Origin of the sequence: Rheinheimera pacifica, assembly GCF_900108485.1 — a bacterium.
Lineage (GTDB): Bacteria > Pseudomonadota > Gammaproteobacteria > Enterobacterales > Alteromonadaceae > Alishewanella > Alishewanella pacifica.
In genome coordinates, this window is sequence record NZ_FNXF01000001.1 from 65889 (window position 1) to 87121 (window position 21233).

Sequence of the window (21233 nt, forward strand, 5' to 3'; positions counted from 1 at the left end):
TATGGCAGATCTGTATCGTTTTCCCGGTGTACAGCGTGATCTGAGCAAACAAAGCCCGGAGCAGCAACTGCAGCAAGCTTATGAACGCGGCCTGCAGGAAGGCCGGCTGCAGGGCGCAGAGCAAGGGCGGCTGCAGGCACAACAGCAGGCCGAGCAACAGGCGCTGCAACAGGCTGATGCCCGCCAGCAACAAGCGATACAGCAGCTGCGCCAGCAGTTTGAGCAACAATTGCAGCAGCTACAACAGCAATTGCAGCAACAACAGCAGCAACAGGAAAAACAACTGGCACAGGCCATATTTGAACTGGTTAGCCAGCTGGCCACACTGACGCTGGAGGCTGAACTTAGCCTGCAACCGGCGCATTTGCAGCAAGCTATCGCTAACGTATTGGCCTTATTACAGGTAAACGAACAGATCCATACTATCCGGCTGGCCCCAACAGACTTTGCGCTGTGGCAGCAACTGGATATTGCCGCCCTTGATAATATTAACCTGCAACCCGACGCCCGGCTGGCAGCGGGCAGTGCTGAATTTGTCGGTTTATCTCAGTTACATTTACTCGATTTTCGCCAGCGTTTAACCCAGATGCTACCGCAGCTAAAACAGCAGCTTGAGAGCAGCCATGAGCCTGCTTAACCGCGTGCAACAGGCTGGCGGCCAGTTAGATGCGGGTGCCTTATATCAGAGCTTTGGCACTCTGGTGCGGGTAAACGGCATGGTGCTTACCGTAGCCGGTGGCCAGTATACGCTGGGGCAACGCTATCAGGTAGAAATGCAGGACGGCCAGTGGGTTGAAGCTGAAGTAGTAGGCTTTGACCGTGAACAGGCCTTTTTAATGCCGCTTACCAACGCCAGCGCGCTGACAACAGGTGCCAGAGTGAAGCCACAGTTGAACGCAACGGCATTAACAGTAAGCCGGGCGTTACTGGGGCGGGTGGTGGATGGCCTGATGCAGCCACTGGACGGTGGCCCGGCTTTAACCAAAGGTGAGCATATCAGCAGCCAGTTGGTTGCGGTAAATCCGATGCAGAAAAAGGGTGTAACCACGCCGCTGGATGTCGGTATAAAAGCGATTAATGGTTTATTTACTGTGGGGCAGGGCCAGCGGCTGGGCTTATTTGCCGGCTCTGGCGTGGGTAAAAGTAAATTGCTTGGCATGATGACACGCTTTACCAGTGCTGATGTCGTGATCGTCGGTTTAGTGGGCGAGCGTGGCTGGGAAGTAAAAGACTTTATTGAACATAGCCTTGGCCCTGATGGTATGAAAAAAGCCATCGTTGTGGCCGCACCGGCCGATCAGTCACCGTTGCTGCGGATGCGCAGTGCCGAGCTGGCGCACCGTTTGGCAGCCTGGTTTCGCGATCAGGGCCTGCATGTGTTACTGCTGGTTGATTCGTTAACCCGCTATGCTCAGGCACAGCGCGAAATTGCGCTGTCTGTTGGTGAGCCGCCTGCTACCCGCGGTTATCCGCCGTCGGTATTTAGCAAGCTTACCCAGTTAGTAGAGCGCGCCGGTAACAGCAGTGACAGTAGCGGTAGTATGACAGCTATTTACACCGTACTGGCCGAAGGCGACGATCAGCAAGACCCGATAGCCGACGCCGCCCGCGCTATTCTGGATGGCCACGTGGTACTAAGCCGCGAACTGGCCGAGCGCGGCCATTATCCGGCAATAGATATTGGCGCTTCCATCAGCCGGGTTATGCCGAATATTGTTTCTGAGCAGCAGCTGAAAAGCTGTTACAGCTTAAAACGTTTATACAGCCGTTATCAGCAGGTACAGGAGCTGATCCCGCTTGGCGCTTATCAGGCCGGTAAAGACAGCGAGCTGGATCGCGCCGTGGCGTTGTATCCGAAGATAGAGCAGTTCCTCTGTCAGGGTTTAAATGAACAGGTTGATTTCAGCCAAACCGAACAACAACTGGCAACTTTGGTGGCGCAGCATGCTTAAAAAATATCTGCAAACGCAACAGGACAACTTCGATATCATGCGCAGCCGGCACAGCCAGCTGCAACGTCAGGCCGAGCATGAGCAGCAGCGTAGCAGCCTGCTGACGCAGCATATCAATAGTATGGAAACCAGCCGGCAGATGGTATGCAGCCTTAGCCTGCAAAATCTGTCGGGCTTAAAGGTGATCATGCATGATATGGCGCAGCAACAACAACACCGTAGCTTACTGGCGCAGCAGGAAGCGGCTATGCAGCAACAGGCCTGCAGTAAGCAGGCGGCCTACAACCTGGCCATAGAGCAGGTACTGGAAAAACGCCGCCAGCGCCAGATACTGCAACAACAACGGCGCGAGCAAAAGCAGCAGGACGAACTGGCAATGCAAATGTATCAGCGCCAGCGCGTCTTAGGTTAAGGCCGTTACTTCACTACAAAATCAAAGTACTGCTCGGTATATACCGGTGGCTGGTGGGTAAAGTGCCACCATTCCATGCTGTATACCTTAAAACCGGCGTTGTGCATCAGGTTTTCCAGCAACTGCCGGTTGGCTTGTTGTGCGGCTGTAATGCCGGGTGCACCCACATTGGATATAGGGTCAAACATATCAAAGGGTGAGCCCATATCAATGGGCCGCCAGTTGCCGCTGCTATCTTTCGCCGCCAGCGTTAAATCTATTGTACTGCCGCGGCTGTGGCCGGACTTTTCGGCAATATATTCGCCCACCAGTTTATCTTTGCCCAGATTCGGATAGTACTGCGCTTTGGTGCGGGTATCGCTTAAATCGCTGGCCCAGCGCATAAAATGGTTTACCGCCCGTTGTGGCCGGTAGCAATCAAATATCCACAGCGTATAGCCATGGGCTGCAGCGGCTTGCTGCACCTGCACCAGTGCCCGAGCCGCATTTTGTTGCAAATAGCATTTGTTAGCCTGGTAACCGTCTACTTTACTGCCAACAAAATTCTCTGTACCAAGGTAGGCCATATGCACCTGCGCCTGTGGTACTAAAGTGGCAATATCAATAAAGTCAGCCGGTACACCGGTTTGTGGCTCTACCGCCGCGCAACCGGTTAACAGCAATGCCGTTAGTGTCAGTGGTTTCATATCATCATCACTCCGGCCAGTAAGAACGCCAGCAGCGCCAGCACACCGCAGAACAGCGCATAGGGCAGCTGGGTTTTAACGTGTTCGAGTAAATCACAACCCGAAGCCACCGAACTTACCGCTGTGCTGTCGGATATCGGCGAGCAGTGATCGCCAAACACACCACCGCTGAGTATTGCTGCCAGCACCAGCGACGGCGGCAGGCCGAGCAATTCTACCATCGGCATGCCGATGGGGATCAAAATGGCAAAAGTGCCCCAACTGGTGCCGGTGGTAAACGAAATTAACCCGCCGGCCAGAAATAGCAGGCATGGGATCAGCACCAGCGGCAGGCTGTCATTAACGATAGAGGCAATAAAAGTACCGGTGCCCAGCAGTTTTAAACTGCTGCCCAGTGCCAGCGATAGCAGCACTATCGTTACCAGCGGCAGCAGTTCACTCATGCCTTTAAAGCCGATATCCACCAGTTGCTGATGTTTAAAGCGTTTGCTGAATAACATCATGCAATACGCGACTAAACACGCCAGTGTGGTGGCATATAATACCGATTGCGAGCCCGAGCCTCCCACCAATCTGCCATTGCCGGTCATCAGCATAAAGCCCAGCATTGAGGCCACCAGCGTCAGTAACGGCACCAGCATAAAAGATGGGTGGCTGGGTTTTACATCAATTTCGGTATGGGCCGACAGTGTATGCAGTTCTTGTTCTGACTTGCGCATCGGGCCATAAACCTTGCCGGTAATAATGGTGTACAGCACTACCGTTAATGTAAACAGCGCATAAAAATTCAGCGGTATAGTGCCAATCAGCACACTTACCGCGTTATCGCCCAAAGAATAGTTGCTAAGCAGGCCCAGAATATAAGCGCCCCAGCCATTAAGCAGAATAATAATGCAAATGGGTGCGCTGGTACTGTCGATAATATAGGCCAGCCGGGCACGGCTCATTTTAAACTTGTCGAATAAGCCGCGTGAGCTGATACCGGCGGTAAGTGAGCTAAGGTTAGATTCAATAAACGTAACCGAGCTGATAAAAAAGGTCAGCAGGCCAGCCTGCCGCGGGGTTTTCGCCACGCCTTTTTCGACCAGCATTTTTACCGTGGCCGACACACCGCCAGAATCACGCATATAGGCCAGCAGGCCGCCTACCAGCAAAGAAAACATCAAAATACGGGCGTTATCGCTGTCTTTGGTTACCGCAACAATGCGCTCCAGCGTTTGAATACCGCCATCCAGCAACAGGCCTGGCCCGGCGCCCTGGCCGGCTTGCAGAAAAATCAGTAACTCAGCGCTGCATAACGATAGCAGCAGGGCCAGTATCACTTCTTTACGCCACAGTACAATGACAATGGCGACCAGCGCCGGAACTAAGGTTAACCAATCAGCCAAAATGGCCTCCTGTTATTATTATTGTATTTTGTTTTGCTGCTGAATAATTTATACCGGTTGTGTCACAGTGTCGCAAGCTTTGCTGTGGCTTTTGCGATAAAGCGGCCATGGTAGCCGATTGCGACAGTAGGGGCTATTCAGCGGTTTGCTGGTTCGCGATTAACTTGCATTTGTTAACAAAAGTGCGCCATGCTAGCAAGCTCAGGCAGTTAAGCAGAGGTGTAACATGCAAGGTGCTGTTAGTAGATTTTTGGCAACAGGGCTTCTGGCCGGCGTATTCAGTTTAACCATGGCGGTACAGGCAATGACAATGAATAGTTTATCCCCAACGCAGTATAACGACATTAAACAAAGCGATCTGGATAAGCCGCAACTGGACTATGACGACATTGCACCGCTGCTGTTGCAGCATCAGCAAAACCCGCTATTCCGTTTTACGCAATTGGGGCAATCGGCGCTGGGTACGCCAATCTGGCAAATAGACATTGGCACTGGCCCGGTAAAAATGCTGGCCTGGTCACAAATGCACGGCAACGAGTCTACCGCTACGGCGGCGCTGATGGATTTACTGAATTTTATTGCTGCAGAGCGGCAAAAAAGCTGGCGTGACAACTGGCTGAGTAAAGTCAGTATCCGCTTAATACCGATGGTAAACCCAGACGGTGCCGCTGCCGGTTCACGCTTTAACAGCATGGGCATCGACATTAACCGCGATGCTAAAGCGTTACAAAGCCCGGAAGGCCGTTTGCTAATGCAGGCTGCCAAAGAATTTAAACCGGATTTTGGCCTTAACCTGCATGACCAGAACCGCTTTTATGCCGTAGGCGACAGCAATAAACAAGCGACTATCTCCTTGCTGGCGCCGGCATTTAATGAAGCAAAAGACATAGACGAGGCCCGTAAAAGAGCCATGCAGCTGATTGGCGACATGCGCGATCTGCTGGAAACCGAGCTGCCGGGTTATCTGGCCAAATACAACGACACTTTTTCCTGGCGTTCTTTTGGTGACACCTTTGCCGGTATGGGCATCAGCACTGTGCTGATTGAATCGGGCGGCCACCCGCGCGACGACAACCGCCAGGTAGCACGTAAACTTAATACCCAGTTGCTGGTAATGAGCGTTGAAAGTATCGGCAGCGGCGCTTATCAGCAACAGCCGCTAAGTGCGTATCAGGCTATTCCGTTTAACCGCGATGGCGGCATTAAAGATGTGCTGATTAATAATCTGGGTATCAGTGTTAATGGCAATAACGCTCAGGTCGATCTGGCGTTAGAGCTAGATACCATTGCAGGCGGTCAGGGCCGGGTGCGAGATATCGGTGATTTATCTATTTATGGCGCCTACCAGCAGTTTGACGCCAGCGGCTTGCAGTATCAGGCGCCCAAAGCCTATGTGCTTAGTAAAGCTTTAACACTGGATAACGCCGGCTATATCGCGCTGCTGCGCCAGGGCTACAGCCACTTTAGCGGTGATGCCAAACTGCTAAGCAATAATTCAGATTTCCCGGTGGTAATAAACCCCAAAGGTTTGGCGACAACAACGCCACAGCGCCACCGTTTGGCCACTTTTTTACTGCGCAATGATAAAGGCGTGCAGCTGGCGCTGTTAAACGGCCAGTTGCTGGATCTTAACAACGCTACACTGCTGGATCTTAACAAATAGTGCTAAGCCGGCTGGCGCAAACTGGCCGGCCCGCTGTAGCCTTGCCCCGCTGACATCGTTGTCAACATAGTGTCATATCTGTGCGTTATTGTGCGTTATTGTGCGATAGGACAATAACAGGGCAGGGCATTATGTTTAGTCGATCAGTGTCTAGCGTAAATCAGTCAGAGCCAGAGCTGCATCAGGCGCTGAAAAATGCCGCACCACTGGCACGTTACCTGGAAAAAAATGCCAGTAGTGCCGATGCGGCTGATATTTTTCAGGAGTCTATCGCCAGAGTGCTGGAGCAGGCCAGGCAAAAACCTGTGCTTAATCCGCTGGCTTATGCCTTTACCGTGGCCCGCCATATGCTGATGCGGCTAAAACCGCTACCGGCAGATCAACCAGACGAGCTGGCCTGTCAAAGCGCCAACCCGGAAGAAATGGCCAGCATGCAGCAAACGGTTGCTCTGTTTAGTCAGGCGTTGGAAGTTATGCCTGCGTTACGGCGTCAGGTATTTGTGTTGTACCGCATGGAAGGCAAAAGCCGCAGCTGTATTGCTGCTTTACTGCAAATCAGTGAAGAAGCGGTAGCTAAGCATGTCAGCCGCGCCCTGGCAGATATTCAGCGTCAAATCGACCGGCAACATACGGTGTAACAATCTCAGCGCTGAGTAAATAAAACCCGTTAAGTGAATACCATCTTTTATTAAAGTACATTTTATTACAGTGGACATTGATTACAGCATTTTGAGTACAGCACCTTGAGTACAGCAGAACAACCAGAACAGGATCGGTATTTACAGGCCGCAGCCTGGGTAGAAAAGCTCGCCGCCGGTGAGCTGGACAGCCTGAGCAAAAGGCGGTTCAGCCATTGGCTGGATGCCGATCCGCGCCACCGCGAGCTGTTATTGTCGATGCTGCAAACCTGGCAGGATCCGGCGTTAACCAAAGCATTGGCTGCCTATCAGCCACATCCGTTAAAACGCTGGCAGTTTTCATTATCACGCTCTCATTTAGCCGGCGCAGCTATATTTCCCCGGGCGGGGTCTTTAACTGCAGTTGCATGCAGCACTGTGCTGGCAGTGGCGCTGTATCTGGGCTACGGCAGCTTGTCCCGTACTGCTGCGCCTTATGAATTAAAAACAGCGCAAGCCAGCACCATGTACCAGACGCTGGGCGATGGCTCGGTGGTAGATATGGCCGCCGCCAGCCAGCTAACGGTATTGTTTAGCGCAGATAAACGTCAGGTAGTGCAGGGGCTGGGTGCAGCCTATTTTGCCGTAGCCAAAGATAAACAACGGCCGTTTGAAGTGCGGCTGGATCAAGCTACAGTGGTAGCGGTAGGCACTGAATTTAATATCGACCGCGACCCGGATCTGATAGATATCACGGTGTACGAAGGGGCAGTGCAGGTGCAGGCCACCGCCACCGGCCCACGGCAGCTGCTTAAAGCCGGTGAGCGGGTGCGCATCAGGCAGAATAAGTTATCAAAGGTAGAAAAAGTCGACCTGCAGCAATTGGTTGACTGGCGCTCGGGCTGGATTGAAATTGAAAACGAACCCTTAGCCTATTTGCTGCACCGGTTAAACCGTTCAACTGATGTACCTGTGAGTGCCAGTGCTGAAGTCGCGGGCTTAAGAGTGGCCGGCCGCTTTGAGCTGGCCAATACGCAGCAGACGTTACAGGCATTAACAGAAGCCTATGGCCTGACGTTGCAACAACACAGCGGCGGTATCCGGCTTAGCCGGTCGCCGTACCCGCTACAGCAATAGTATGGCCGGGCTTGTGCCAGTGCAGCCTGTGTTTTATCTGGTGTTGTTACTGTTATTTAGCCCTGCTGTGTGGCCCGCAGCGCAGCATAATCCTGAACCGCAGCATAAGGCGGCTGACCGCCAGCGTTATGCTCTGCCGGCGCAACCATTGGCAGCAGCATTATTACAATTTGCCCGCCAGATAAATAAACCCTTGCTGTTCAACCCTGCCCAACTTGCCGGCTTACAGGCACCTGCCGTGGCGGGGGACTTTACCGCTGACGAAGTATTACAGCAACTGCTGGCACAACAGCCGCTGGAGGCCATACCCCATGCATCAGGCTGGTTAATTAAAGCTGAAGCTAAAGTGCCAGCTGCAAACCCTGCTGCCCCTGCGGCCAAACCGGCAGCTAAACCCACAGCTAGCGCACCGGCGATGGAAGTTATCGCCGTGCGGGCTAATGGCGGCGTGCACCGGCATAACAGCGCTACCACGCTATTGCCCACAGCTGAAACCCTAAAGCGTCAGGCGATGATTGCGCAAGACTCGCTGGTGGCAGAAGATATTACCGACTTCCCGGCACTAAATGTTGCCAATGCGATATCGCGGGTGCCGGGCATTAGTATTACCCGCGAGTGGGGCGAAGGCCGGCAGATTTCGCTGCGCGGTTTAGGCCCTGATTTTACCCGGGTGCAGGTAAACGGTATGGAAACACTGGGCACCTCATCGTCACCGATGGATGCGCGCGGCGCTCTGTCGCGTAGCCGCGCCTTTGACTTCAACATTTTTGCTGCCGAGCTGTTTAACCAGATTGATGTAAAAAAATCCTACTCTGCTGAGCAGGAAGAAGGCGGCATTGCCGGTACGGTGAATTTGCGCACCGCCAAACCCTTTGACTATGCCGCCGACAAAGCCAGTATCTCTGCCCAGCTTGGCAGCAACAGCAACGCCAATAGCAATTTAAGCAGTGCTGATCCGCGCTTTTCTGCGCTGGTATCAAAGCGCTGGTCTGATCTTGGCGCCCTTATTTCGCTCACTTACAGCAGCCGTGCCACTAACGAATACGGCAGCAACACCACGCGCTGGCGGCGGGAAAGCGGCAAACAGGCGGCAGACCCGAACAATAGAGCCTTGCAAAGCCTGTTAGATTCCGGCGACTTATGGTTCCCGCGCGGTCAGCGCTTGTCGGTGTGGGAAAATCAGCAACAGCGCTTCGGCATAACGGCAGCGTTACAATATCAGCCCGTGGCGCAGTTAAATCTATTATTGGATGTAATGCACGGCAAGCTGGAAAACCAGCTGTCTGAGCATCACCATGCAGTAAAAGATAATAATCTGGTGCAGGATCTCATCTGGCGCGACAGCAACGGTGATGGCACGGGCGATAAAGAAGTGCTGTATGCCCGCTATAAAAATGCCAGCTGGCGCAATGAAAACCGGCAAGACTATAACGAGTCGGTGTTTAGCCAAATCAGCCTGAGCGCCGACTGGGCGCTTAGCCACAATCTGCAGCTGCGCGCTATGCTGGGCCACAGTTCATCCGACTACCGTCAGCCACTGCTAAGTAAGCTGAATATTGAAGCAAAACAACAAGCCGATATCGTTACCGACTTTACCCGGGATGCCTTTTATGGCCGCAGCTATTCCAGCAACTTTGATGTTACGGCGTTACCTGGCTATAGCGTAAGGGATCTGTTTTTTCAGTCTAACTTTACCTATTCCGACTTTGACAACGCCAGGCTGGATTTTACCTGGCAGCTTAGCAACAACCGCGCATTAAGCTTTGGTTTGCACCATAAAACCTTTAACAATTCCGGTTTTCAGCAAGAGGCCAGCGGCTTTCCGCACAGTAGTGCTACGCCGCTAAATCAGGGCATGGTTAGCCTGAAGGCCGATCAGGTGCAGTTGTATAGCGGCCACCCGGACCAAAGCTGGTTACAGGGTAATATTGCTGCGCTGCAGGCGTTTTATGGCCTGAACGGTTTTGCTTTAGCCAATGCCGATACTATTGCCAGTTCGGTGTACCGGTTAACCGAGCAAACCAATGCCGGCTACCTGCAATATCAGCAAGAATTTGCTGTGGCCGGTGCGCCGCTGCGGGCCAGCCTGGGCCTGCGCTATTTTCATACCCAGCTTGCCAGCCAAACGCCGCCGCAGGTTTTGGCTAACAGCGGCCCGGCCAGCAACGAGCCAACCAACGTAACGCGCTATTACAGTGGTTACCTGCCGGGGCTGGATATATCCTATGAATTTGCCGACGACATGCTATGGCGCTTAGGTCTGAGTAAAAATATCACCCGGCCATCGTTAAGTGATTTAGCGCTGTTTACCAATGTCACCAAAACTTCGCTTGGTGAAACCGATATTGGCCAAATCAACACCGGCAACCCGCAGCTAAAGCCGTTTAGCGCAAACAACCTGGATACCGCGCTGGAATGGTATTTTGCCGATGGCGGGCTATTTTCTGCTGCGCTGTTTTATAAAGATATTAAGCACTTTATTGCCATCGAAACCCAGCCGGTTATCTACCGCGAGCTGGGTTTGCCTGCCAGCTTGTTGCCAGAGGGCAAAACGGTAGATGATGTGTTTAATTTATCTTCACCGCAAAACGGCGGTCCCTCGTCAATTAAAGGCGTTGAACTGGCACTGCAACGTAAGCTGGATTTTCTGCCGGCGCCGTTTAACCAGTTTGGCATAGCAGCAAACTACACCTGGGCCGACGGTAATACGCTGTATCGCAATGTGCAAAATTCCGGCGAAGATCAGCATAAAGCCTTTACCGGTTTATCCAGACACAGCTACAACCTGGCGCTGTACTACGACACCCCGCGCTGGGGCGCACGGTTAACGACCGTCTATCGCAGCCGTTATATCGCTGCGGTAGAAAGTGGTTCTATTGATGATGACGAGCGCGGTTATCACGCCAGCACTAATGTCGATTTCTCAGCGTTTTACCGCTTAAACGACTATATAAAGCTGAATATTGAAGCGCTTAACCTGACTAATCTGCGCGAAGAGTTGTATAGCGATTCCAGCGACAGAGCCTATAACAGCACCTATAGCGGCCGCACTTATATGTTGGGGGTTACAGCAGAGTTTTAGCGGCTGGCTACGCCAGTGTTGGCTAAGCTAGTGTTAGCAGAGAAAGCCGCTTCGCAGGTAGTTAAGCAAAGCGGCAAGTAGGCTGTTGGGGCGGGTTTATCGCTATGGCTTAACGATAAAACGCTTCAACAGTGCCTTTTAGTGTCATTAACAACGGCTGGCCACGGCGGTCCAGCGCTTTAGGCGCGGCCGCTTTTACCCAACCTTCGCTGATGCAATATTCTTCCACATCAAAACGTTCTTTGCCGTTTAGTTTAATACCAATGTCATGCTCGAAAATTGCTGCCACATAATGCTTGCTGCGCGGGTTAACAGAAAGGCGATCCGGTAAATCCGGACGTGCAGTATCGTTTTTTACAGTGTCGTTCATGGCTTAGGCCTATGGTAAATAAAATATGCGCCATTGTAGGCAAAGCAGGCATTGTGCTCAAGGCAAAACTACAAGCACCTGTAAGTTATTGTAAGCAGATAAGAAGCAAGGTAAGGTGAACTTAACTACATATACCTAGGCGCTTTAAGCCATCGAATTAGCGTTATGGAAACTCGATCAATTGCGGATATTGAAGGGCCTTGGGTTGAGCAGCCATTTAGCTCAGGTTTAATTCTACGTTGTAAGGAAAATTGGCATGTCCCTGTTTCAGAGCTTAGTAATTATGCTTTGGCAACCTTTGTTCGGCAAAGATTCGGATTAACAATCTGTGTTCCTGAAGCTAATAGGAGAATTGCTATCGGGTATACTGATGACACCGAGATGTATGATGAAGAGCTTGAACATGCGGTCAAAGAGTGCCGGTAAAACTAACAAGTCAGATTTGCGAAAAGGCAATCGCGGTGCTCGCCTTCCCCACTGTCCAAAGCGTTGTGTACAATGAAGCATCAAAAATGTCCAATATGCTCCGGCGGTATGGTTCTTAGAGAATGTGCTCCATGCTTTGACTGTGGCCATGAGTTAGTTGAAATTGATCATTTCAAGAATAACGAGCATGAATATTATCTTGTGAAAGTATTCGGCTTGGAAATTCAGCTATGCGATTTTTGTGACTCAGATTTTGGCTCCTACAACCCTGACTATTTTGGCCTGAAACACGGTTCTGTTGAGAATCATATGAGCGCTTCATATTCTGATAAAATCCATAAGCCAGAAATTGAAACGGATTATGTGTGTGAAAAATGCAGTCATAGGCTTAAGTTTCTTGTTTTTTTAAAACAATCCAGGAATATTAATGGCAAGAATTTATAGCAATACCGCACGCCTTAGGGGCGTCAGTCTTGCAAGTAAATGTCAACGTTCCGGAGTGTTTTTATCGTAATGCCTGATTGCTGGTTTTTTCAAGTAACGAAAATGGATATGATATGAAATTAGTGGTTTTTGTACTATTTTTTAGTTCTATGGTGACAGCTTGTCAAAGTGCGAGTCCCAGGGGGATTGTAAAGAAACAAAGCTATGAACAGGAAATTCATGAAAGAGCAAATGCCCTAAAGGCAGAAATGTATTCATGGCATGATGATAAGAAATATGAACTGGCGTTGTTGTACTCTTTCAGCTTCTATCAAAGAAGAAGAAAGCTTGCAATACCTTTGCTGAAAGAGCTTGCAGACAAGGGCCATATGGAGAGTATTACCGTATTGACGGGTTTAGAGTTTATGGGAGATCTCGGTTATGTTTCAGATGCATCATTTGAAAAGTATCAAGCAGACATAAAAGTTAAAGATCCGGAGCATTTTTCAAGTTACAAGAGCGATCAAGATGATTTGATGCATATATCATCTGAGTACTTTAATGAGGTAAAGATTATCTATGACAGCACTTATCACCTTTGCGAGCAGTTGATAGACCAACATGTGTCGAGTCTTGAGCGTAGCCCTAAAACCTATCTCTTACTAAGCTATTTAAATCGTTGTTTGACAAAATATTCTGTACGTAATAGCAGCTCGCGGCTGATGGCTACAGCTAAGTATCAAGAACTGCTTTGTAAGGTGGGTAATGTAAAAGAAAACTGTATAAGTGAGGGATACGCGGCATTAAGCTCCGGTAGTTATAATCTTGAAAATGCTTCTGAGACAGCTGCCGCACTTAGAAAAATATACAGAAACCATAAGCTAAAACTGGCTGAAACAAGTGGTTTAGGTTTTGGGAGCATGACGAAAAGTACAGGTGCAGCACTTACCGCCGCATTTAAATCGCATGATGCGGGGGAGTTTTCAGAAGGCGTCGATATATTGCTAAACTATCTGAAAAACAATCCTAAATTGAATCCACATGAAACTGCGTTTGTACACAGAGGCGTGAGTTTGTTACTGATACGGAGATCTGGCAAAGGAGACCTGGAACTGGCCGCTGAATATGGCAGAAAGGCCCTTGATAGCAATGAGCTGGAATATGAATCGCACTGGAATACATTCGATTTGGTTGCTGATTTATATTATCAAAATAAAGACTACATAAACTATATAGCATTTATCAGCAACCATATTATTGCTAATCAAGGCTCTATGGATATTATCCAGCCAGTCGTTTTGGAAAATTGAAACCAGGTAGCATACTTCGTAAAACTCCCGGAGCCTGAGTATGAAGGTAAACGCAAAACATGGCGCGTCGTAAAGAACTGAAAAATATCGCACAGGGAATTGTTTGCTCTTTTGTCAGCAGAAACAATGACTACGATGGTTACTGGGAACTGGCTAAGCTGTATGACCTGGCCAACAAAAATGGTAGGGTAAAAGTAACCATAGACTTAATGCTGCCGGGTATTAATCCTTCCTCAGAAGCATTTGAACCGTTGGTGCTTATGTGGAGAAACAAACTGTTAAATATGCTCGAATCGCGGTCAATTCCAGTCTCCTGGGTTCAATCAGTAGTTATTCATTCCGTCTTTAATGTCGCCTATGTAACTGAACTACACAAGTGGGGCACCTACGGCGAGCCATGTACCTGTGAGTGTGAGATTATCACTGACAGGGGAGACAAATATTCGGAAAGTGCAGGTACAACATGTATGCCTTTCAGCCAAGCTTGGTTCCAACGTAGCACACGAAGGAAAAGCTCTTAGTGGCCTGTAGGGTCAAGGCCTGACCCTGTGTGCTCTGTAGGCAAAGCAGGCAGGCTGCTCAAGTGCGGCGGTAAAAAACAAAGAAAATGGGGCTGGTAGTCTTGTGTCTGCTACCAACCTTTGACCAAAACCACTATGCACCATAAGATAGCCGTTACCTAACTCAACTAACAGAGTTCACTATGAAAATTGCTTTGATTATCATTGTTCTTGCTTGCATTGCTTATTACTTCTACAACAACGCCAACAACCAAAAAGCCGCCGCGCTGAACCATGAAAAAGGCAGTGCATTTTTAGCTGAAAACAGTAAAAAAGAGGGCATAAAAACTACTGCTTCAGGCCTGCAATATGAAGTATTACAAAGTGGCGACGGCGAAAGCCAGCCAACGGCCAGCAGCACAGTGCGGGTGCATTACCACGGTACTCTGATTGACGGCACAGTATTCGATTCTTCAGTTGAGCGCGACGAAACTATTTCTTTCCCGCTAAACCGTGTTATTCCCGGCTGGACCGAAGGTTTACAGCTGATGAAAGTTGGCGATAAATTTCGCTTTTTTATTCCATCAGGTCTGGGCTACGGCGACCGCAGCACCGGCAAAATTCCGGCAGGTTCTGTACTGATTTTTGATGTGGAATTATTTGAGATCCAATAAAGAAGCAAGCCTCGGGGGCGGGCCTAATTCATGGCCCCCAAGGCGCAGCTCTCACTCATCAAGCCTTCACATCAGCCCTTCACAAGAAACCCTGAAGCGAGCAAATTAAATGCCTCCAGCGTTTTTGGCAGCATAGCCTGAGGATTAGCGCTGGACGCTATCCAGAGGGCGGCATTTAACGCTGCGCCATTTAACAGCATTGCGGCTGCTTCAGGATCTACCGGCTTTAAAGTGCCATCTTTAATCAATTGTTCAATAGTGTTTCTGGTTGATTGCAGGCATTTATTCTGGCTTGGCCATTGCGACGGGTCACCCAGTACTGAAGGGCCATCCAGCAACACAATGCGCCGCACTTCCGGGTCTAGTGCCTTTTCTATATAGGCAGCACCTTCAGCCAGTAAACCTAGCCAGGTATCGCCGGCTCTGGCTCCGACAGACTTGGCATATGCCGCCATTTCAGAATCTATCTGATCGACAACAGCAGCTAACAAACCCCGTTTATCGCCAAAGTTATGATACAGCGCGCCCCGGGTTAGCCCGGCTTCCGCAGTTAAACTGTCCATAGAGGCGGCAGCATAACCCTGCTGAGCAAAGGCGCGCCTTGCAGAGGCAATCAGTTTCTCACGGTTTTCTGCCATCTTTGTTAATCGGGTACTCATTCGATACTCCTGTCACATACGATATGTATGCCACTTGACATACGAGGCGTATGTTATATATTCTATATACGACTCGTATGTTAAACCAACTCAACATGCAGGAGCAATAAAACTATCCAAATTGTGCAGCGCTGCTGATATCAGCAGCGCTGGCAATCGAACCCTCACAAAGAGAGCCATACCATGACGAAAAGAGAAGCCATTTTCCCAGCCAACAGACATGTACTTTATGAAGAGCATGGTTATTCTGCAGCAATCCGCTCAGGCGATTTGCTGTTTGTTTCCGGCCAGGTTGGCAGTCGGGCAGACGGTAGCCCTGAAGCAGATTTCGAGCTTCAGGTTGAGTTAGCTTTTGAGAATCTCAAAGCCACTTTAGCTGCAGCAGGTTGCGGCTTTGACGATATCGTCGATGTCACCACCTTTCATACCGATCCACAACATCAATTCGGCACCATTATGAAAGTGAAACAAAAGATCTTTGGCGCACCGCCTTATCCAAACTGGACAGCAGTGGGAGTCACCTGGTTATCGGGCTTTGATTTTGAGATTAAGGTGATAGCCCGGATTCCGGGCTGATAAAACTTATACCCTTAAACAGCCAGCAACTAGTTGGCTGTTTTTTTAGGGCCTAACATTTTTAGTAAGGTGCGATCTTTTAGTTTTAGGTGATGATAAAACGCAGCACCTGCATGGCCGAGTATTAATAGCCATACCACATAGGCTCCGCCTTGTTTATGAATAAAATCCATCGGCGCTTCAAACTGCTCAAAGCTCAGGCCCATACTACTGGCTACCACAGTCTGAAATAACCAGGTGTCTTCAAATTTGGGTATGTCGAACAGGAAAAAATATTCAGTGGCCACGCCGGTACCCAGATAACCGGTTAGCGGCATAACAATTAACACGCCATATAAAGCAATATGCCCCAGGTGCGCAGCTTTATGCATTAAGGCCGAGCCTGGTTCTGGCTGAGGTTGCGGGTTAGTTAAGCGCCAATACACCCTTAATGCCACTAACACCGCAATAGTTACGCCAAAAGACAGATGCAGTTGCAGTGCTGTCCAGTTTTCCGGCGTGCGCGCTTCGGTAAACCATTGCCGGTAGTAAACACTGATATAAGCCAGTAAAAACAGCAGGGCAGTTAGCCAGTGCAGTGTTCGGGCGACATAACCATAGTGGGAGGCGGAGTTTCTAAGCACAGGGTGTCCTTTTACACAAAAGTAGTATTTAGTGTGTTTAAAAGCACAGGATAAATAAAATGCATTTTATTGAACAGAATGGCTTAAATTATCGAACCAAGTAGCAAAGTGATTAAGCCTGATCTTAACCTGCCGCTTTTGACGGACGCTCGTTTGGCGTTTTGTATTTGCCCTCAATTTTACGTTAAAAAACCTACTGTCAAAAAAGCTTAATATTTTTTTTTGTCCAAAAATAACTGGTTGTTGCTCTTTAGGGGGACTGCTGCGCAATTACGCCGGCAGATTTACTCCACCAATTAGCTTAACTAATCAGGATTAACGGACACATTATGAAGACGAATCTTTGCAAGAGCCATCTGGCCCTGGCGGTACTGGCTGCAATTCCGGCTTTATGCAGCGCCCCCGTGCTGGCCCAATCTGCCCCGGCAGAAGTGACAACAGAAACCGAAGTGATTGAAGTAAAGGGCTTTCGCAGCGCCATTATCAAAGCAAAAGACTTAAAACGCGAAGCGATGATAGCGCAGGATTCGATAGTGGCTGAAGACATTGCCGACTTCCCGGATCTAAACCTGGCCGACTCACTGCAACGGGTGCCTGGCGTAACCATTACCCGTGAAGGCGGCGAAGGCCGGCAGATTTCTTTGCGCGGCCTGGGCCCGGATTTTACCCGCGTACAGGTAAACGGTATGGAAGCGCTGGGTACGTCGTCATCGCCAATGGATGCGCGAGGCGGGGTGTCACGTAGCCGGGCCTTTGATTTTAATATTTTCGCCTCTGAGCTGTTTAACCAGATTGATGTGAAAAAATCTTACTCGGCCGATCAGGAAGAAGGCGGCATTGCCGGTACCGTAAACTTACGTACCGCCAAACCTTTTGACTATGACGGCGCTCAGGCCGCTGTGTCTGGCCAGTTGGGTACCAACAGTAACACCGACAGCACCGATCCGCGGATTGCGGCGTTATTGTCAAACACCTGGTCTGACTTTGGCGCCCTGGTATCTGTTGCGTACAGCGACAGAGACACGATGGAATATGGCAGCAATACCACGCGCTGGCGGCGTGAAGGTGGCAAAACTGCCGCCGATGCCAGCAATACCGCATTACAAGCTGAACTGGATTCCGGGGAATTATGGTTCCCGCGCGGCCATCGCTATTCAATGTGGGAAAATGAGCAAAAGCGGCTAGGTGTTACGGCGGCGCTGCAATATAAACCCAGCCAGGATTTCAGCCTGGTGCTGGATTTGATGCATGGCAAGCTGGAAAACACCCTGTCTGAGCATCATCACGCGGTAAAAGATAATAACGTGGTGAATGAATTAGTGTGGCGCGATAATAACGGCGATAAAGAAGTGATTTACGCCGATTATAAAAACGCCACCTGGCGCAATGAAAACCGCCAGGATTATAACGAATCGGTGTTTAACCAAATCAGCCTGACAGCCGACTGGACTCTGAGCGATACGCTGAAAATGCGCGCCATGCTGGGGCACAGCTCATCAGATTATGAGCAGCCACGGGTAAATAAGCTGAATATTGAAGCGAAAAAAAGCGTCAATATTATTACCGACTTTAGCCAGGATGCGTTCTACGGCCACAGCTATTCACCGGATTTTGATGTTAGTACGCTGGAAGGTTACACGGTAAAAGATTTGTACTTTCAGTCGAATTTTATCTACTCCGACTTTGATAACGCCAGGCTGGATTTTGACTACTACCTGACAGACAGCTCCAGTTTAAAATTTGGCGCTAACTATAAAAAGTTCAGCAACACCGGCTTTGAACGGGTAGCGCAAAACTTTCCGACTAACCCCGCCACACCACAAAATCAGGGCGTGTTCACACTGACAGCCGGGCAAGTGCAGTTATTTAGCGGCCACCCGGATAGAAGCTGGTTAGAGGGGGATATGGCAGCGTTGCAGGCATTTTACGGCCTGACAGATTTTGCTTTAACCGACGAGTACACGGTAGAAAGCTCGGCTTATGATTTAACCGAAGAAACCCGGGCGGCTTATTTGGTGTACGACACTGAGTATGACGTGGCCGGTGCGCCACTGCGGTTGAATGTAGGCGTGCGTTATTTTAACACTGAGATCACCTCAGCAGGCTTATCGAAAGGCGTACCCACGCAGATGGTGCGGGATTACTCAGATTATCTGCCCAGCCTGAATATTGCCTATGAGTTTATCGACGATGTGATCTGGCGTACCGGTATCAGCAAAAATATGACCCGGCCGTCATTAGGCGCTATGGCGTTTTCGGCCAATGTTAGCCAGACGTCACTGGGCGAAAACGATATCGGCCAGATTTCTGTTGGTAACCCAAACCTGCAACCTTTTGAATCAGTTAACTTTGATACTGCGCTGGAATGGTACTTTGAAGATGTGGGTCTGGCGTCGGTAGCGTTATTTTACAAAGATATCGACAACTTTATCGTTACTGAAACCCAGCAAATTGTCTACAGCGAATTAGGCTTACCGGCTGCGCTATTGCCGGTGGGTAAAACGGTAGATGATATTTTTAATGTGTCGTCGCCGCAAAACTCAGACTCCTCAACTATTAAGGGCTTTGAGCTGGCCGTACAGCGTGATCTCGACTTTTTGCCGGCACCGTTTAATAACCTCGGCGTTATAGCAAACTACACCTGGGCAGATGGTAAAACACTTTATCGTAACGTAGAAAACTCAGGCGAAGATCAATTTAAAGCCTTCCCGGGGTTATCAAAACAAAGCTACAACCTGACGCTGTATTACGAAACGGAGCAATGGGGCGCCCGTGTTGCTGCTGCTTATCGCAGCAAATACATCACCGGTGTGGAAAGTGGCTCTATTGACGATGACGAGCGTGGCTACCATGCCACTACCAACGTCGATTTCTCAGCCTTTTATCGCTTAACTGACAACGTAAAGCTAAACCTGGAAGCGATAAACCTGACCAATGTACGGGATGAGTTGTACAGCGACTCCAGCAACAGAGCGTACAACACCACTTACAGTGGCCGTACCTATATGGCTGGCATCACCGTTCAGTTTTAAGCTTATACCCTCGTACTTGAAGCTGCAGCTTTGTTGGCTGCGCACTCTCGCCCCGGTCACATAGGTTAACTATGCTCCCGGGGCCTCAAGCACTTGCCGCCTCGCTGCAGCACCAATTACTTTGGGTATAGGTACACTGTGTTATTAGGAAAAAGCCCTGAATCATTTGAATCAGGGCTGTTTTAGTAGGGCGTATTGATCGATGACTTTTGTAGTGAATAAAAAGCAGTTGGGCGTAGCTGCTATTGTGACCTTGCTGGTCGCATCCTGCCAGCAAGTGCAAACAGACCTGAATACAGAGCAAAGCAAAAGCTGGCTGGCCGGTGATCACCATGTGCACACCCATTACAGCGTAAAGTGGGATAGCTCGGTATTTCCGCCGGCGCCGATTATTGGCGGTGATGCGAAATACTCTACCGCATTAAATGCCCAGATGGCTGCGCATTATGGCTTAAGCTGGATGGTGGTAACAGACCATGGCGGCCCCAACCGCGCCAAATTAGCGCTGGAACAAGCGTATCCGGAGTTGCTGGCTTCGCGCAAAGCCTTGCCGCACATTTTGCAATTTTACGGCATGGAGTTTGATGTACCGGGCAACAGCCCCGGTGGCCGCCATGCCAGTTTTATTATGCCGTACAGCGCAACTGAAGCGCAGCAGCTGTACCAGATAGAACACCGCTATAACGGCCGGCAAGGGGTGCCGCCGGGGCCGGAAAAAGCTGAAGATGCTTTTATGCTGCTGGCGCTTAAAGCGATGGATGCGCTGCCGGATAAACCTTTACTGCTGGCAAATCATCCTTCGCGTTTAGCCACCGGTTTTCGCCAGTATCATAAAATTACCCCGCAACAATTGCGCGACTGGCAAGATGCCGCACCGGATGTGGTGATTGGTATGACCGGCGCTGAAGGCCACCAGGCCGCGACCTTAAACGCCGATGGCAGCATTAAACCCAATGCTATTCGCGCAGAGTACCCACATTACCCGACTATGGGCGGCTATGATCAAATGACCGCGCGCTTAGGCGGCGTGTGGGACAGCCTGCTTAGCGAAGGCCGGCGTTGGTGGGTAACCGGAGTGTCAGACAGCCATGGCCATTACACCGATGGCTGGGCCGATTTCTGGCCTGGCCAGTATGCCAAAACCTATGTTTATGCTGAAAAAGACTACGACAGCATTTTTGCTGCGCTAAAAGCCGGCAATATATTTGTCACCACCGGCGATTTAATTGATGCCCTCTATGTTGACGTGCTGGTAAAAAATACAGATAAAACGGCCACCTTAGGCGAGACTCTGCTTGTGTCGGCTGAAGATGAGTTAGTACTGCGTGTACGATTCAGCGATCCTGATGGCCCTAATGGCGGCGGTTTTAAGCCGCAGGTGCAGCGGGTAGATATCATACAAGGTGTAATTAGCGGGGCGGTGCAAAACCGCAGTAGCGATGAAGCACCCGATACCAAAGTAACAAAACGTTTTTACGCCGGCGACTGGCAAACTAAACACGGCTACAGCGAATTTGAGCTGGCGCTGGGTAAAGTCAGCCAAAGCGGTTACCTGCGCCTGCGCGGCAGCAATAACAAAGATGAACTTGAGCCTCAAGCCGATACCAAAGGCGAAAACCCCTGGCACGACTTATGGTTTTACAGTAATCCGGTGTTTATTCAGTTGCACACGGCAGGGCCTTAGGCAGCTTTCGCGGCTAAAC

At 50.0% G+C, this 21233-nt stretch carries 20 protein-coding genes; 15 read left to right on the forward strand and 5 right to left on the reverse strand.

The window, feature by feature from the left end:
* Nucleotide 1 precedes the first annotated feature (1 nt).
* The 3 genes from BLW68_RS00330 to BLW68_RS00340 are packed head-to-tail and all read left to right on the forward strand — an operon-like array spanning nucleotide 2 to nucleotide 2364.
* Entirely contained in the window at nucleotides 2-637 is a 636-nt protein-coding gene (locus BLW68_RS00330) for a FliH/SctL family protein (RefSeq protein ID WP_092789001.1), read from the forward strand.
* Nucleotides 624-1952: a FliI/YscN family ATPase gene (locus BLW68_RS00335; RefSeq protein WP_092789003.1), complete on the forward strand. Its 1329-nt coding sequence runs from the start codon at nucleotides 624-626 to the stop codon at nucleotides 1950-1952. The genes BLW68_RS00330 and BLW68_RS00335 overlap by 14 nt, the downstream gene beginning before the upstream one ends.
* Nucleotides 1945-2364, forward strand: a complete 420-nt coding sequence (locus BLW68_RS00340) for a hypothetical protein (RefSeq protein WP_092789005.1) — start codon at nucleotides 1945-1947, stop codon at nucleotides 2362-2364. The genes BLW68_RS00335 and BLW68_RS00340 overlap by 8 nt, the downstream gene beginning before the upstream one ends.
* A 5-nt stretch (nucleotides 2365-2369) precedes the next feature.
* On the opposite strand, the gene BLW68_RS00345 is transcribed toward BLW68_RS00340, so the two are convergent.
* Entirely contained in the window at nucleotides 2370-3050 is a 681-nt protein-coding gene (locus BLW68_RS00345; protein ID WP_092789007.1) for a M15 family metallopeptidase, read from the reverse strand.
* On the reverse strand, nucleotides 3047-4438 hold the full coding sequence (locus tag BLW68_RS00350) for a Na+/H+ antiporter NhaC family protein (protein WP_092789009.1): 1392 nt from the start codon (nucleotides 4436-4438) through the stop codon (nucleotides 3047-3049). The genes BLW68_RS00345 and BLW68_RS00350 overlap by 4 nt, the downstream gene beginning before the upstream one ends.
* A gap of 310 nt (nucleotides 4439-4748) precedes the next feature.
* On the opposite strand from BLW68_RS00350, the gene BLW68_RS00355 reads away from it, so the two are divergent.
* From BLW68_RS00355 to BLW68_RS00370, 4 genes are all read left to right on the forward strand, one after another.
* On the forward strand, nucleotides 4749-6101 hold the full coding sequence (locus BLW68_RS00355; RefSeq protein WP_245728240.1) for a M14 family zinc carboxypeptidase: 1353 nt from the start codon (nucleotides 4749-4751) through the stop codon (nucleotides 6099-6101).
* A 131-nt stretch (nucleotides 6102-6232) separates the two neighbouring features.
* Nucleotides 6233-6739 (forward strand): RNA polymerase sigma factor, encoded by a 507-nt coding sequence (locus tag BLW68_RS00360; protein ID WP_092789013.1) that lies wholly within the window; start codon nucleotides 6233-6235, stop codon nucleotides 6737-6739.
* 105 nt (nucleotides 6740-6844) lie between these two features.
* A complete protein-coding gene (locus BLW68_RS00365) occupies nucleotides 6845-7855 on the forward strand; it encodes a FecR family protein (RefSeq protein WP_092789015.1) in 1011 nt (336 codons plus the stop codon).
* A gap of 1 nt (nucleotide 7856) precedes the next feature.
* Nucleotides 7857-10937 carry a TonB-dependent receptor gene (locus BLW68_RS00370; protein WP_092789017.1) on the forward strand — a complete coding sequence of 1027 codons (3081 nt, stop codon included), beginning with the start codon at nucleotides 7857-7859 and terminating at the stop codon, nucleotides 10935-10937.
* Nucleotides 10938-11046: 109 nt separating this feature from the next.
* Here BLW68_RS00370 and BLW68_RS00375 read toward each other — a convergent pair whose 3' ends face one another.
* Nucleotides 11047-11307, reverse strand: coding sequence for a DUF3297 family protein (locus BLW68_RS00375; protein WP_092789019.1), 261 nt, complete (start codon nucleotides 11305-11307; stop codon nucleotides 11047-11049).
* 165 nt (nucleotides 11308-11472) lie between these two features.
* Here BLW68_RS00375 and BLW68_RS21040 point away from each other — a divergent pair, with 165 nt between their 5' ends.
* The 5 genes from BLW68_RS21040 to bamJ all read left to right on the forward strand — a co-directional run bounded on the left by BLW68_RS21040 (nucleotide 11473) and on the right by bamJ (nucleotide 14640).
* The gene (locus tag BLW68_RS21040) at nucleotides 11473-11733 is read left to right on the forward strand and encodes a hypothetical protein (RefSeq protein ID WP_092789021.1); all 261 of its coding nucleotides are present in this window, start codon (nucleotides 11473-11475) and stop codon (nucleotides 11731-11733) included.
* A 72-nt stretch (nucleotides 11734-11805) separates the two neighbouring features.
* Complete coding sequence (locus tag BLW68_RS00385; protein WP_143039908.1) at nucleotides 11806-12177, forward strand: hypothetical protein; 372 nt, start codon at nucleotides 11806-11808, stop codon at nucleotides 12175-12177.
* A gap of 113 nt (nucleotides 12178-12290) precedes the next feature.
* The gene (locus tag BLW68_RS00390) at nucleotides 12291-13466 is read left to right on the forward strand and encodes a hypothetical protein (RefSeq protein ID WP_092789025.1); all 1176 of its coding nucleotides are present in this window, start codon (nucleotides 12291-12293) and stop codon (nucleotides 13464-13466) included.
* A 59-nt stretch (nucleotides 13467-13525) separates the two neighbouring features.
* Nucleotides 13526-13987 (forward strand): hypothetical protein, encoded by a 462-nt coding sequence (locus BLW68_RS00395; protein ID WP_092789027.1) that lies wholly within the window; start codon nucleotides 13526-13528, stop codon nucleotides 13985-13987.
* A gap of 182 nt (nucleotides 13988-14169) precedes the next feature.
* Nucleotides 14170-14640 (forward strand): BamJ family beta-barrel-assembly machinery protein, encoded by a 471-nt coding sequence (gene bamJ / locus BLW68_RS00400; RefSeq protein WP_092789029.1) that lies wholly within the window; start codon nucleotides 14170-14172, stop codon nucleotides 14638-14640.
* 71 nt (nucleotides 14641-14711) lie between these two features.
* On the opposite strand, the gene BLW68_RS00405 is transcribed toward bamJ, so the two are convergent.
* A complete protein-coding gene (locus BLW68_RS00405) occupies nucleotides 14712-15299 on the reverse strand; it encodes a TetR/AcrR family transcriptional regulator (RefSeq protein ID WP_092789031.1) in 588 nt (195 codons plus the stop codon).
* A gap of 183 nt (nucleotides 15300-15482) precedes the next feature.
* Here BLW68_RS00405 and BLW68_RS00410 point away from each other — a divergent pair, with 183 nt between their 5' ends.
* Complete coding sequence (locus BLW68_RS00410; RefSeq protein ID WP_092789034.1) at nucleotides 15483-15875, forward strand: RidA family protein; 393 nt, start codon at nucleotides 15483-15485, stop codon at nucleotides 15873-15875.
* A 29-nt stretch (nucleotides 15876-15904) separates the two neighbouring features.
* Here BLW68_RS00410 and BLW68_RS00415 read toward each other — a convergent pair whose 3' ends face one another.
* Entirely contained in the window at nucleotides 15905-16498 is a 594-nt protein-coding gene (locus BLW68_RS00415; protein ID WP_092789036.1) for a cytochrome b, read from the reverse strand.
* A gap of 329 nt (nucleotides 16499-16827) precedes the next feature.
* On the opposite strand from BLW68_RS00415, the gene BLW68_RS00420 reads away from it, so the two are divergent.
* On the forward strand, nucleotides 16828-19530 hold the full coding sequence (locus BLW68_RS00420) for a TonB-dependent receptor (protein ID WP_092789038.1): 2703 nt from the start codon (nucleotides 16828-16830) through the stop codon (nucleotides 19528-19530).
* Between the two features lie 202 nt (nucleotides 19531-19732).
* On the forward strand, nucleotides 19733-21214 hold the full coding sequence (locus BLW68_RS00425) for a phosphoesterase (protein ID WP_092789040.1): 1482 nt from the start codon (nucleotides 19733-19735) through the stop codon (nucleotides 21212-21214).
* The last annotated feature ends 19 nt before the right edge of the window (nucleotides 21215-21233 follow it).

Bases quoted from the DNA above. Each gene is read 5' to 3' on its own strand.
- BLW68_RS00330 (WP_092789001.1), top strand. From the start codon at position 2: ATGGCAGATCTGTATCGTTTTCCCGGTGTACAGCGTGATCTGAGCAAA.
- BLW68_RS00335 (WP_092789003.1), top strand. From the start codon at position 624: ATGAGCCTGCTTAACCGCGTGCAACAGGCTGGCGGCCAGTTAGATGCG.
- BLW68_RS00340 (WP_092789005.1), top strand. From the start codon at position 1,945: ATGCTTAAAAAATATCTGCAAACGCAACAGGACAACTTCGATATCATG.
- BLW68_RS00345 (WP_092789007.1), bottom strand. From the start codon at position 3,050: ATGAAACCACTGACACTAACGGCATTGCTGTTAACCGGTTGCGCGGCG.
- BLW68_RS00355 (WP_245728240.1), top strand. From the start codon at position 4,749: ATGAATAGTTTATCCCCAACGCAGTATAACGACATTAAACAAAGCGAT.
- BLW68_RS00360 (WP_092789013.1), top strand. From the start codon at position 6,233: ATGTTTAGTCGATCAGTGTCTAGCGTAAATCAGTCAGAGCCAGAGCTG.
- BLW68_RS00370 (WP_092789017.1), top strand. From the start codon at position 7,857: ATGGCCGGGCTTGTGCCAGTGCAGCCTGTGTTTTATCTGGTGTTGTTA.
- BLW68_RS00375 (WP_092789019.1), bottom strand. From the start codon at position 11,307: ATGAACGACACTGTAAAAAACGATACTGCACGTCCGGATTTACCGGAT.
- BLW68_RS21040 (WP_092789021.1), top strand. From the start codon at position 11,473: ATGGAAACTCGATCAATTGCGGATATTGAAGGGCCTTGGGTTGAGCAG.
- BLW68_RS00385 (WP_143039908.1), top strand. From the start codon at position 11,806: ATGAAGCATCAAAAATGTCCAATATGCTCCGGCGGTATGGTTCTTAGA.
- BLW68_RS00390 (WP_092789025.1), top strand. From the start codon at position 12,291: ATGAAATTAGTGGTTTTTGTACTATTTTTTAGTTCTATGGTGACAGCT.
- BLW68_RS00395 (WP_092789027.1), top strand. From the start codon at position 13,526: ATGGCGCGTCGTAAAGAACTGAAAAATATCGCACAGGGAATTGTTTGC.
- bamJ (WP_092789029.1), top strand. From the start codon at position 14,170: ATGAAAATTGCTTTGATTATCATTGTTCTTGCTTGCATTGCTTATTAC.
- BLW68_RS00405 (WP_092789031.1), bottom strand. From the start codon at position 15,299: ATGAGTACCCGATTAACAAAGATGGCAGAAAACCGTGAGAAACTGATT.
- BLW68_RS00410 (WP_092789034.1), top strand. From the start codon at position 15,483: ATGACGAAAAGAGAAGCCATTTTCCCAGCCAACAGACATGTACTTTAT.
- BLW68_RS00420 (WP_092789038.1), top strand. From the start codon at position 16,828: ATGAAGACGAATCTTTGCAAGAGCCATCTGGCCCTGGCGGTACTGGCT.
- BLW68_RS00425 (WP_092789040.1), top strand. From the start codon at position 19,733: ATGACTTTTGTAGTGAATAAAAAGCAGTTGGGCGTAGCTGCTATTGTG.